The organism is Kribbella steppae (assembly GCF_004342025.1).
GTDB classification, from domain to species: domain Bacteria; phylum Actinomycetota; class Actinomycetes; order Propionibacteriales; family Kribbellaceae; genus Kribbella; species Kribbella steppae.
Genome location: NZ_SLWN01000004.1, coordinates 117,865 through 130,081 on the forward strand (window position 1 = coordinate 117,865; position 12,217 = coordinate 130,081).

Here is a 12,217-nt window from a genome sequence, read left to right on the forward strand (position 1 = left end):
CCCTGCCGATGACCACAGACCTCACCCGACGCCGCTTGCTGCAGGCGGCCGGCGCCACCGTCGCCGCCGGCTACGTCACCACCCAGGCCACCACCCAGGCCACCGCAGCGACCGCCGCGACGGATGCCAAGGTGCCCCTGCTGAAGGCCTATCCGATCCCCGCCGGCATCGCGCAGGCGACCACCTTCGCGGTGAATGTTCGGACGGCGCCCGGTCCGTGGCAGCCGCTGTCGACGTACTCGGTCAATCTCAAGCTGATCAACGCCCAGACCGGTGCCGGGCAGGTGCAGAAGTCGTCGCTGGCGTACTTCGATGTCGCCGGTCCGGTCGAGGTGATGGTCACCTACACCAAGGGCACGATCAACACCGCCCGGATCAGGCCGCTCGCGGCCGGGATCGAACCGACGATCGACGGCAACACGCTCAAGTTCACCCTGCCCGCACCACGCAAGGTCGTGGTCGAGGTGAACGGCGAGATCTTCGACTGCCTGCACCTGCTCGCCCGCCCGATCGAACTCGACAGCCCCGACCCCGATGACCCGGACGTCATCTATTTCGGCCCCGGCGTACACACGACCGCAACCGGTCAACTGGAGGTGCCGAGCGGGAAGACGGTCTATCTGGCCGGCGGCGCCGTACTGAAGACCTCGGTGATCTTCAAGAACGTCACGAACGCGGGACTGACCGGACGCGGTGTCATCTACGGCACCAACGGCGGCGGCTGCACCATCGTGGACTCGAAGAACATCCGCGTCGACGGCATCTCGATGCTCAACCTGACGACCGGTTACGCGATCACCGCCGGGCAGTCCGAGCAGGTCTCGATCACCGACTTCGGCTACTTCAGCGCCGGTCAGTGGGGTGACGGGATCGACATCTTCTCCAGCAGCGACGTGCTGATCGACAACTCGTTCCTGCGCTGTTCCGACGACTGCATCGCCCTCTACACGCACCGCTGGGACTACTACGGCGACACCCGCAACATCACCGTGCAGAACTCCAGCCTGTGGGCCGACGTCGCGCACCCGATCAACGTCGGCACCCACGGCAACACCGAGAACCCCGAGGTGCTGGAGAACATCACCATCAGCAACGTCGACATCCTCGACCACCGCGAGCCGCAGAAGTGGTACCAGGGCTGCATCGCGCTCAACCCGGGCGACAGCAACCTGGTCCGGAACGTGCGGATCGAGAACGTCCGGGTGGAGGACTTCCGCTGGGGCCAGTTCCTCCACCTGCGCATCTCCTACAACGACAAGTACAACACCTCGCCCGGCCGCGGGATCGAGGGTGTCTACGTCAAGAACCTCACCTACACCGGCCAGCACGCCGAGACCGCGATGATGCTCGGGTACGACGAGACGCGCGGGATCAACGACGTCACGTTCCAGAACCTGGTCGTCAACGGCACCGTGATGGCCTCGACGATGCGGAAACCCGGGTGGTTCACGGTCGCCGACATGGTGCCGATGCACGTCAACGAGCACGTGAAGAACCTGCGCTGGCTGGACGCGGCCACCGCCCCGACCACCGCACCGCCTGCCGTCAGCACCCCGGCCACCGCGGAGCTCGCCGTCGGCGCACCGGTCGTGCTCACGGTCAGCGCGACCGGTTTCCCGACCGGCTTCGGCGCCCAGGGACTGCCCGCCGGTCTCACCGTCGACCAGACCACCGGCGTCATCTCCGGCGCCCCGACCAGCCCCGGCGCGTACAACGCGACGGTCAGCGTGACGAACGTCGCCGGCACCGCCACGAAGAGCCTCATCCTGACCGTTCTCTGAACACCGCCCCTAAGGAGAAGGACATGAGAGACAGTGCAAGGGAGATCAATCGACGGACGCTATTCAAAGCCGCTGGAGGTGTTACCGCGGCCGCCGTCGGCGTCACTGCCCTCGGGCCGGCCGCAGATGCCGCGCCGGCCACGTTCACCCACCCGGGTGCACTGCACAACTGGGGCGACCTGAACCGGGCGAAGATCCGGGTTGCCGCAGGCGACGACCCGTGGCTGTCCGGCTACAACAAACTGGTCGCCAACTCCCACGCCCAGTCCGGCTGGACACCGAACCCGCAGGCGACGATCATCCGCGGCGGCACCGGCCAGAACTACGGCATCCTCTACAACGACATCCATGCCGCCTACCAGAACGCCCTGCGCTGGTGGATCACCGGCTCGACCGCGCACGGCGACACCGCACGGAACATCCTGAACGCCTGGTCCGCCACGCTCACCAGCATCGGCGGTAACGCAGACCGGTTCCTGGCGGCCGGCCTCTACGGCTACCAGTTCGCGAACGTGGCCGAGTTGATGCGCGGCTATTCCGGCTTCGACCTGGCCCGGTTCAAGACGATGATGCTGAACGTCTTCTACCCGATGAACAACTCGTTCCTGATCAACCACAACGACGCCTGTATCACCAACTACTGGGCCAACTGGGATCTGTGCACCATGAACTCGATCCTGGCCATCGCGATCCTCTGCGACGACGGACCGAAGTACGACCAGGCGGTCAACTACTTCAAGAACGGCGCCGGCAACGGCTCGATCAAGCACGCCGTACCTTTCGTGTACGACGACCAAGGCCTGGCCCAATGGCAGGAGTCGGGCCGCGACCAGGGGCACACCGTGATGGGCATCGGGCAGATGGGCGCGTTCTGCGAGATGGCCTGGAACCAGGGCGAGGACCTGTACGGCTACGACAACAACCGCTTCATGAAGGCCGCGCAGTACGTTGCGAAGTACAACCTCGGCCAGGACGTGCCGTTCACCAAGTACACCTGGGGCACCGGCCAGAGCTGTGCCTACCAGGAGCACACGGTGATCTCGAGCGCCAGCCGCGGCCAACTGCGGCCGGTCTGGGACATCCTGCACTTCCACTACACCCGGCGTAAGGGCCTGTCCGTGCCGTACATCTCCCAGATGGCCGCGCAGGTCCGGCCGGAGGGAGGCGGCGGCGACTACGGCTCGACCAGCGGCGGCTTCGACCAGACCGGCTTCGGCACTGTCACGTACGCGAAGTAGCTCCCAGCAACCCCAACAGGTGATCCAGCACCTCAGCCGGCTCGGTGTCGAGGCGGAACTGCGACTGGACCTGCAGCCCGTCGGACACGGCGATCAGCAGGGTGGCGATCTTCTCCGGGTCCGCCGCCGTGCTGATCGTTCCGTCCGCCTGCCGGGCCCGAACACTGTCGGCCATCGCCTCGCGCAGACGCTGATAACGCTCCACGAAGTACGCGTGGGCACCGTGCTGCGGATCCCCGGCCTCGGCCGAGAACGTCGAGTACAACTGGACCAGACCGGGAACGTCGGTGTTGTGTCGCACGACGGCACTGAGCTTGTCGACCACATCGAGCTCATCGCCGAGGCGCGAGATGTCGGCCTCGTCCCGCGCGCGCAGAACCGCCTCGAAGAGCTTCTCCTTCGACCCGAAGTAGTGCAGCAGGCCCGCCTCACTCAGCCCGACCGCGGCGGCCAGCTCACGCGTCGACGTCTTCCGATAGCCCTGCCTCGCGATCACTTCGAGCGCTTTGGTCAGGATCTCCTCGCGCTTGGCGACACCTTTCGCGTACGGGCCTCTGGTTGCCATATCTCAAAACCTAGCATCACTTGGTTTTCGCGCGTACAGTGACACGCATGAGCCCGACACCTGATCTCGACACCCTCCTCGGCCGCCTCACGCTCGAGGAGAAGGTCCGGATCCTCACCGGCCAGGACTTCTGGTCCACCCATCCGCTCCCCGGTGTCGGGCTGCGGTCGATGATCCTGTCCGACGGTCCGAGCGGCGTCCGCGGTCCGGTCTGGGACGAGCGCGACCCGTCACTCAACCTCCCGTCGGCGACCGCGCTCTCGTCGTCCTGGGACCTCGACATCGCGCATCGGTACGGCGTGGTGTCGGCACTCGAGGCCCGTCGCAAGGGCGTGGACGTCGTGCTCGGCCCGACCATCAACCTGCATCGGTCGCCACTCAGCGGACGGCACTTCGAGGCGTTCAGCGAGGATCCGGTGCTGACCGCCGAGCTCGCCGCGGCCTACGTGGCCGGCGTACAGGAGCTCGGTGTCGGCGCCACGCCGAAGCACTACGTCGCCAACGATTTCGAGACCGAGCGCTTCACCGCCGACGTTGTGGTGAGCGAGCGCGCGCTGCGCGAGGTGTACCTGCTGGCCTTCGAGAAGGCGGTCACCGACTCCAAAGCTTGGTTGGTGATGAGCGCTTACAACTCCATCAACGGCACCACCGCGTCGGAGAACGAGTTGCTCGAGACTCCGCTGAACAGTGAGTGGGGTTTCGACGGCGTCGTCGTCAGCGACTGGACCGCCGTACGCAGCCTGGAAAGCGCCAAGCACTCGCAGGACCTGGCGATGCCCGGGCCGATCGGGGCGTGGGGGGACGCCCTGGTCGAGGCTGTGCGGTCCGGGGACATCAAGGAGGACGCGATCGACCGGAAGGTGCTGCGGCTGCTCACTCTGGCCGCTCGGGTCGGTGCGCTCGAAGGATTCGAGAAGCCGGCCGAGGTTCCGGAAGTCGACGGCGTCGAGTTCGCCCGTTCCGCCGCGGCCGAGGGCTCGGTCCTGCTTCGCAACGAGGGCGAGCTGCCGTGGCAGGCCTCGACGCTACAGCGGGTCGCGGTGATCGGGCACAACGCACGGGATGCCCGCACCCAGGGTGGCGGCAGTGCGACGGTCGTCCCGACGTCCGTGGTCTCGCCGCTCGACGGACTCCGCGCCGCCCTCCCCGAGGCCGAGGTCACCTACTCGATCGGCACGATCGTCCAGGAAGGTGTCGCCGAGCTTCCGCTGTCCACGATGACCAACCCTGCGACCGGTCAGCCGGGCGCCCGGGTACGCTTCCTCGCCGCGGACGGCGCCGAACTGTTCACCGAGGACCGGTTCTCCAGTGCGCTGGTGTATCTCGGCGGCAAGGCACCGATCGGCGACACCTCGGTCTTCGAGTTCCGTACGACGTACACCCCGGCCGAGTCCGGCTCGATCCGGCTCGGCTTCGCCTCGGTCGGCCGCGGCCGCATCTATGCCGACGGCAAGCTTCTGCGCGAGGACACCGCCGTACCGGTCGGCACGGATCTCGGCGCCGCCCTCCTGTCACCGCCGTCCGTCTCGACCCCGCTCGACGTGATCGCAGGCCAGCCCGTCGACGTCCGGGTTGAGCTCGAGCCGCCCGTGTACGAGGGCGGCCTCAGCGGCGCGCTGAGCATCACAGTCGGCGTCGAACCGGACCTGTCGGATCCGCAGGTCTTGATCGATGAGGCGGTCGAGGCAGCCCGTGCGGCGGAGGTCGCGGTCGTTGTCGTCGGCACCAACTCCAAGGTCGAGTCCGAGGGCTACGACCGCAGCACCCTCGCGCTCCCCGGTCGTCAGGACGACCTGGTCCGTGCCGTCGCAGCCGCGAACCCACGGACAGTCGTGGTCGTCAACGCAGGCTCGCCCGTCCTGCTGCCCTGGCGTGGCGAGGTCGCCGCACTCCTGGTCACCTACTTCGGGGGCCAGGAGTACGGCACCGCTCTGGCCGACGTTCTGCTCGGCGTGATCGAGCCGGGTGGTCGCCTTCCGACCACGTGGCCCCGCGAGGAGGCCGACGTACCGGTCATCGACGTCACGCCACGCGACGGCGTGGTCCGGTACGACGAAGGCATCCACATCGGCTACCGCGCCTGGCTCCGCGCCGGCACCGAGCCCGCCTTCCAGTTCGGCCACGGCCTCGGCTACACCACCTGGTCCCTCTCCGACCTCCAAGCGTCCTCGACCACTGCCTCGGTGACCGTCCAGAACACTGGCGAGCGGTCCGGGAAGCACATCGTCCAGGTGTATGCCGAACGCCCCGAATCCACCGTGGACCGCCCGGTCCGCTGGCTGGCCGGCTTCACCGTCGTACGCCTCGACCCGGGCGAGTCCCGCGACGTCACCATCGGCTTGCACAATCACACCTTCGACCACTGGGACAACGGCTGGACCACCGAACCAGGCCAGTTCATCCTGCGCGCCGGCTCGTCGGTCTCGGACCTCCCGTTGGCAACCCCCGTTCAGTTGCCTTAGGCAACCTCTGTCCGGACCCCACTGCCCGATAGCCTGGGCATCGTGAGCCTCTTCTGCGCCGTCTGTGGCATCTCGGTGAACATGGGCTGGCGACAGCGACGCCTCGCCCGGAGGACGCGCCGACGTGTGCTGTGCGAGACCTGTGAGCATCGCGAAACCGAGGCACGGAACGCGGGTCTGCGGCGCGAGCACGAAGTCCGCAAGGAGGCCGGACAGCGCGCGGTCAGCAACTGGCTGGACTCCGCGCCGCTCTACAATCCCGGCTACCTGACCCAGGCGACCGAGCGCTACCAGCAGGAGCTGCAGCGCCTCGGGCGTTCGTACGGCGGCCAGACGCCGTCGACTGTCACCGTGCCGATGAGCGAGGCGATCGAGCACTTCACCTACCTGATCGACAGTCGCGGCAGCGGCTTCTGCCCGACGGCCCTGTCTCCGGGTTCAATCGACAAGTCGGACCTGTGGGAGATCGCCACGCACGGGGTGCCGCCCTCCCACCACGAGATCCTGCGCCTGACCCGGTACAGGGGGTCGTTAGGCGGCGTGGGCCACCGCGACAAGTACGCCGGCAGCGTCTTCCGAAGCACCGACGGGATCTGCGTGCTCTGGCGTTGGTACGCCAACGAATCCTTCTACGACTGACCCCCGGCGCGGGTAGCTCGGAAGGTCGCCGAGACCGGGCCGAGTGTGCTGAAGACCGCCTCGACCTTCTCGCCGGCGGTGACGAAGGGCGCGGAGGTCATCGCGCCCGGGAGGATCAGGTGGCCGGGCTCCAGGGCGGCGTCGAAAGTAGCCAAGGTGTTGGCCAGCCAGGCGACGGCCTCGGCCGGATGCCCGAGCACTACCTCACCTGCACCGCTGTCGATGGCCTGACCGTCGATGAACAGGTCGACGGTCACCTTGGCGAGGTCCGGCACTTGGTCGATCGGCGTCCACGCACCGTGGACCATGCCGGCCGCGCTCGCGTTGTCCGCGACCGTGTCCACGAGCGTGATCTTCCAGTCGCGGATCCGGCTGTCGACGATCTCCAGCGCCGGAGCGACGGCCTCTGTCGCGGCCAGCACGTCCTGCACGGTGACTCCGGGACCACGCAACGGCCGGGCCAGCCGGAAGCAGATCTCGGGCTCGATCCGCGGCTGGCAGTAGTGACCCGCGGGTACGGCGGCGCCGTCGCGATGGACCATGTCGTCGAGCAGATGGCCGAAGTCGGGTTGGTCGACGCCGAGCAACTGCTGGCTCGCGACCGAGGTGAGCCCGACCTTGTGGCCGACTACGGTCGCACCGGCGGCCAAGCGTCGTACGACGTTGTCCTGCTGGATGGCGTAGGCGTCGGCCAGGTCGAGCGTCGGCCAGGTCTGGGACAGCGGGTCGATCGGGGCAACGTCCTGCTCTGCTTGCCACAAAAGGTCTGCCACGTGGCGTCGGTCGATCATCGCGTACCTCCGGTCATCCGTACGTCGGCATCGTAGATCTGCCGCGCATGCAGCTCGAACAAGGTCACCAGGTCGATCGCGTCGCCGCACTGGGATCATCTCAACCTTGCCGTCGCCGTTCTACAGCATGATCGTCACCGACCGGCGCCGGTACCTCGCCCCACGGTGGCTGCTCAAGGACGGTGGCGATTCGGCGCCGGCCGTCGTACGACGCGACGGCCGGTGTCGGACTGCCAGTAGAGGACGGAGCGGCCCGAGCGACGGCGTTCGAGCAGGCCGGCATCCGTGAGCACACGGAGATGGTCCGACACCGTGGCCAGGGACAGACCGGTCGTCGCGACCAGGACAGTCGTGCTGACCGGATCAGCCGCCTCGACCAGGATCCGTGCGCGGTTGCGGCCGAGCAGCTGGACCAGCGGTTCGGCCGGGGCCTCGGTGCCGGCGAAGATCCCGGTGACGGGATAGGTCAGCGCGTACCGGTCCGGCTTGCGCCAGGAGACGTTTACCCCCTTCGTGTGGGCCGCGATGAACATCAGGTCCTGGCCGCGGATATCCGTCGTCGGATAGTCCCAGCGGTTCACCTGGATCCGCCCCTCGCCAAGCCAACGAACATCGGGACCGAGCCCTCGCAGTACGCCGGACCACCCCTGCTCGCTGAGCCGGGACGTCCGCGACACGACGTCGGCCTGGAGCAGCCGGAGCCTCCGAGGCCAGTCGGGTTCCACCGTGGCCGTCCACACCCAGGTGAGCAAGTCAGCCGCCTGCTCAGCCAGCCCGGTCGCCTCGAGCAGCACGTCGGGCAGCGGCGTCCGTACGACGCTCAGGTCCGCGCGGATGTGGTCGTCGTCCAAAGCGGTCAGCAGCTGGAGTTCGTCGGACAACTCCTGGTTCGGCTCGAGCGGTGGGACGGTGAGGAAGTCGGCGACCCAGCTGCGGCCGAAGGCATTGTCGACAATCGACGCCCAGATCGGGTTCTTGCTCAGCTGGTCCTGGAAGGCGGCGACATGGGTGTCCTTCCAGGCGCGGTACCACGGCTCGGTCGGCGCCCGCAGGAGCTTCAGCGCGGCCACCGTCTCGGTCAGCTGCGACGTACCGAACCGGGCGTTCGCCAGGGTGTCGGCGTCGACGAGGAATTCGGACAACGTTTCGCCTCCACCCGAAACTGTAGGCGGCCGCCGGGCCGGCGTCGATCCTCCTGGCATGAGCACTTACCGGCAGATCTTCGCGAATCGGGAGTTCCGCAGCCTGTGGATCGGCAGCGCGCTGGGCAACGCGTCGGCGACCATGACGAGCCTGACGCTCGCGCTGATGGTCGACGCCGCGACCGGGTCGGCGCTGCTGGCGGCGCTGGTGATGTTCGGGCCGTCGCTGGCTCAGGTCCTGGGTGCTTCGACGCTGATGTCGGCGGCGGACACCGCGCGACCGCGCCGGGTCCTGACGATGCTCGCCTGCCTCTCGACCGTGGCGGTCGGTGTTCAGGCCGCCCTGGATCTCAGCGCGGGGACCCGGCTGCTGCTCGCGCTGCTGGTGGCTTACGGGCTGTCGATCGGGTCCGGCGTGCGCTGGGGGCTGCTGAACGAGGTGGTCCACCAGGACCAGTTCGTCCTCGGCCGCTCGGCGATGAATCTGTCGGTCGGCGCGATGCAGATCGCCGGGTTCGGGACGGCAGGATTGTTGCTGCAGGCCCTCAGTCCGTCCGATGTCCTCTGGTTGGCGACGGGCTGCTCGGCGTTGGCCATCCCGATCATCCGGTTCGGATTGCGGGACCGGTCTCCGCGCCGCGTCGCCCGCACGAGCTTCGCCGAGACCTGGCGCGGCAACCGCCGCCTGCTCGGCCAGGCCAACACCCGTCCGTTGCTGCTGGCACTGACTCTCCCGAACGGCTTGATCGTCGGTTGCGAGGCACTCTTCGTCCCGTTCGCCGGTCCGGGCGCCGGGTGGCTGCTGGCCGCAGGTGCCGCCGGGATGATGACCGGCGATCTGGTCGTCGGCCGCTTCCTCAGTCGCTCGGGTCGGCGCATCGCCGGGCGTTGGTTGCGGATCCTGCTGGCCGTGCCATTCCTCGGCTTCGCGTTCGACCTGCACATCGCCGTACTGTCGGTGCTGGTTGCGCTCGGCAGCAGTGGCTACGCGGCATCCCTGTCCCAGCAGGAGGTTCTGGTGGACCTGACTCCATCGGATCTCCGTGGTCAGGTCCTCGGTCTCGAGTCGGCGCTGCGGATGACGACGTTCGGCATTGTCGCGATCCTGGCCGGCACCCTCGCCGACCTGACCTCCCCCGCGCCGGCGATCACTGTCTTCGCCGCCGCCTCGCTGCTCGTCTCCCTCGCCCTCACCCGGCCGCTGTCCCGGGTGATGAGCCCCGGCGCCCGGATAGGCTCGCCGCATGGACGTAGTGCGCCTGCGGAGGGTCTCGAAGAGGTACGGCCGTCGGCGTGAGGTCTTGGCGGACATCGACCTGCAGGTAGCCGCCGGTGAGCTGCTCGCCTTGGTCGGAGCGAATGGCTCAGGCAAGTCGACCGTACTGAAGCTCATGGTCGGGCTGTCGCGACCATCCTCGGGGACGGTCCGACGGAATGCCCGCGTGGTGAGCTACGTGCCAGATGTCTTCACGTCGCACGATCGGTTGTCGGCGTCGGCGTACCTCCGACACATGGGACGGATCCGTGGTCTGAGCGCCCGCGCAGCCCGGGAGCGGTCCGACGAACTGCTGGACAGACTCGCCCTGGCGGGCGGTGCGGACACGCCGATGCGGAAGTTGTCGAAGGGCAACGCGCAGAAGGTCGCGCTGGCCCAGGCCTTGCTCGAACCACCGCAGTTGCTGGTGCTCGACGAACCGTGGTCCGGCCTGGACGCGACCGCTCATGGCACCTTGAGCGAACTCCTCACCGAGACCGCGGCATCGGGCGCAGCAGTCGCCTTCACCGAGCACTCCGACCACGTCGTCCGCTCAACGGCGACCCGCGTCTGCAAGCTCCGTGACGGCAGACTCCAGGTTGAAAGCACCCCGACGGGCCTGACCGAGATCACGCTGACCGCAGGCCACGAGCTCGACTGGACGACACAGCCAGACGTTCTAGAGGTACGACGCCACGCGGACGGCGTCACGTTGATGCTGCCGACCGGCCGCCACGACGCCGCACTGCTCACCGCCCTCAACCACGGCTGGTCAGTCACCACCGTCCGCCAGGTGAGGCCGGAGTGACCGCCCTCTACCGCTACCTGCTCACCAGCGTGCTGCTCTCCCAGCGCTACCTACCACCGACGCTGATCTTCCTCGCCGCGATGGCAGTCGGCACCACCTCCGACAACGGCCCACTCGAGTCGTCGTACGCGTTCTGTGTCCTCGCCATGCTGGTGTGCACGACCTGGCTCACCGTCAGCATCGTCAACCACGAGGACCAGACCCAACGCAAGATCACCCTGGTCATGATCGGCGACTCGCTCCGCGTCCTCGCCATCACAGTCGCCGTGGTCCTGACCTGGTGCGTTCCACTCGTGGCGATCGGCCTCGTCTACCCGATCGTCACCGGCAAGCACGTCGTGACCGCCGGCGCCCTCACCGTCGGCGCCGCAGCCCAACTGTCCGCCGCCATGATCGGCATCTCGATCGGCCTACTCTGCTCCCGCCTGGTCATCCCCCGCATCGGCATCGCCATGCTCACCGCAGCCGCCGCCATCCTCGCCGTACTCCTGATCCGGTGGATCTCCCCGATCAGACCACTCATGACCCTGCTGTCCAACGACCGCACGTCCGCCGGGCCGCTGAGTCTCCTGACCGCGGCGAGTGCGGCGATCCTGATCGCCGCACTCTTCACGACGCGTGCACTCGCGGACAGGAAGGAATGATCAGCGGCTGAAGCCGGCGGTCAGGCCGCTGAGCAAATGGCGGCGGCCGATGGCGTAGAGGATGACGATCGGAAGGGTGGTGAGCATGACGGAGGCCAGCACGGCGGGGATGTTGACGCTGTACTGGCCCTGGAAGGTCCAGAGGGCCAGTGGGAGGGTTCGTTGGTCGGGGCTCTGGGTGAGGATCAACGGGAGCAGGAAGCCGTTCCAGACGCCCAGGCCGTTGTAGATGGCGACCGTGACGAGGGCGGGCCGGGTCAGCGGCAGCGCGAGACCGCGCAGCATGTCCCACTCGCTCGCACCGTCGACCCGCATCGACTCGAACAATTCCCTCGGCACGTCGCGGATGAAGTTCGCCAGCACCAGTACCGACAGCGGGATGGCGAACGCGATCGACGGCAGGATGATCGCCAGCAGGCTGTCGTACAGCTGCATCCGGATGATCAGCAGGTAGACCGGGATGATGGTGGCCTGCAGCGGGATCGCCAGTCCCATCAGGAACATCCCGTTGATCCCGGCAAGGAACCTGCCGCCGGCGCCGCGGACGATCGCGTACGCGGCCATGAACGAGATCGCGACCGCCGGGATGATGGTGCCGGCCGTGACGATCACGCTGTTCACGAAGTACCGCGGGAAGTCGGACTCGATCACGAGCCGGTAGTTGGCCAGGGTCGGCTCGGTCGGCAGCGCGAACGGGTTCTGGCTGAAGTACGCCGTCTGGTCCTTGAAGCTGGTGACCACGATCCAGTACAGCGGGACCATCACGATCACGAGCCACAGCCACGCCGCCGAACCGCCGAGCCAGTTCAGCCGCAGCAGTTTGCGGAGGTTCAGCTGTCCACGAGACGTACGGCTGCTCGTCGTACCGGCGTCCCTGGTCGCCACTGCCATC

At 67.7% G+C, this 12,217-nt stretch carries 11 protein-coding genes; 7 read left to right on the top strand and 4 right to left on the bottom strand.

The genetic code is table 11. The features are described from left to right. Positions 1–8 precede the first annotated feature (8 nt). Positions 9–1,781 carry a putative Ig domain-containing protein gene (locus EV652_RS12630; protein ID WP_132209288.1) on the top strand — a complete coding sequence of 591 codons (1,773 nt, stop codon included), beginning with the start codon at positions 9–11 and terminating at the stop codon, positions 1,779–1,781. A 23-nt stretch (positions 1,782–1,804) separates the two neighbouring features. Next, positions 1,805–3,019: an alginate lyase family protein gene (locus EV652_RS12635; protein ID WP_132209289.1), complete on the top strand. Its 1,215-nt coding sequence runs from the start codon at positions 1,805–1,807 to the stop codon at positions 3,017–3,019. Here the strand turns inward: EV652_RS12635 and EV652_RS12640 are convergent. Further along, positions 3,003–3,584: a TetR/AcrR family transcriptional regulator gene (locus tag EV652_RS12640; protein WP_132209290.1), complete on the bottom strand. Its 582-nt coding sequence runs from the start codon at positions 3,582–3,584 to the stop codon at positions 3,003–3,005. The genes EV652_RS12635 and EV652_RS12640 overlap by 17 nt on opposite strands. Before the next feature lie 47 nt (positions 3,585–3,631). Here EV652_RS12640 and EV652_RS12645 point away from each other — a divergent pair, with 47 nt between their 5' ends. Next, on the top strand, positions 3,632–6,046 hold the full coding sequence (locus EV652_RS12645) for a glycoside hydrolase family 3 protein (RefSeq protein WP_132209291.1): 2,415 nt from the start codon (positions 3,632–3,634) through the stop codon (positions 6,044–6,046). Between the two features lie 42 nt (positions 6,047–6,088). Continuing rightward, positions 6,089–6,685 carry a hypothetical protein gene (locus EV652_RS12650; protein WP_132209292.1) on the top strand — a complete coding sequence of 199 codons (597 nt, stop codon included), beginning with the start codon at positions 6,089–6,091 and terminating at the stop codon, positions 6,683–6,685. Here the strand turns inward: EV652_RS12650 and EV652_RS12655 are convergent. Both EV652_RS12655 and EV652_RS12660 read right to left on the bottom strand, forming a co-directional pair. Next, complete coding sequence (locus tag EV652_RS12655; RefSeq protein WP_132209293.1) at positions 6,676–7,476, bottom strand: 2-keto-4-pentenoate hydratase; 801 nt, start codon at positions 7,474–7,476, stop codon at positions 6,676–6,678. The genes EV652_RS12650 and EV652_RS12655 overlap by 10 nt on opposite strands. 173 nt (positions 7,477–7,649) lie before the next feature. Then, complete coding sequence (locus tag EV652_RS12660; RefSeq protein WP_132209294.1) at positions 7,650–8,618, bottom strand: ArsR/SmtB family transcription factor; 969 nt, start codon at positions 8,616–8,618, stop codon at positions 7,650–7,652. 58 nt (positions 8,619–8,676) lie between these two features. On the opposite strand from EV652_RS12660, the gene EV652_RS12665 reads away from it, so the two are divergent. Genes EV652_RS12665 through EV652_RS12675 form a run of 3 tightly spaced genes read left to right on the top strand, consistent with a single transcriptional unit; the run spans position 8,677 to position 11,325 of the window. Next, positions 8,677–9,915, top strand: coding sequence for an MFS transporter (locus tag EV652_RS12665; RefSeq protein ID WP_132209295.1), 1,239 nt, complete (start codon positions 8,677–8,679; stop codon positions 9,913–9,915). Beyond that, positions 9,863–10,681 (top strand): ABC transporter ATP-binding protein, encoded by an 819-nt coding sequence (locus tag EV652_RS12670; RefSeq protein ID WP_199238154.1) that lies wholly within the window; start codon positions 9,863–9,865, stop codon positions 10,679–10,681. Before EV652_RS12665 ends, EV652_RS12670 begins: the two co-directional genes overlap by 53 nt. Further along, on the top strand, positions 10,678–11,325 hold the full coding sequence (locus EV652_RS12675) for a hypothetical protein (protein ID WP_132209296.1): 648 nt from the start codon (positions 10,678–10,680) through the stop codon (positions 11,323–11,325). The genes EV652_RS12670 and EV652_RS12675 overlap by 4 nt, the downstream gene beginning before the upstream one ends. Here EV652_RS12675 and EV652_RS12680 read toward each other — a convergent pair whose 3' ends face one another. Beyond that, a complete protein-coding gene (locus EV652_RS12680) occupies positions 11,326–12,216 on the bottom strand; it encodes a carbohydrate ABC transporter permease (protein WP_132209297.1) in 891 nt (296 codons plus the stop codon). Between the last annotated feature and the right edge of the window lies 1 nt (position 12,217).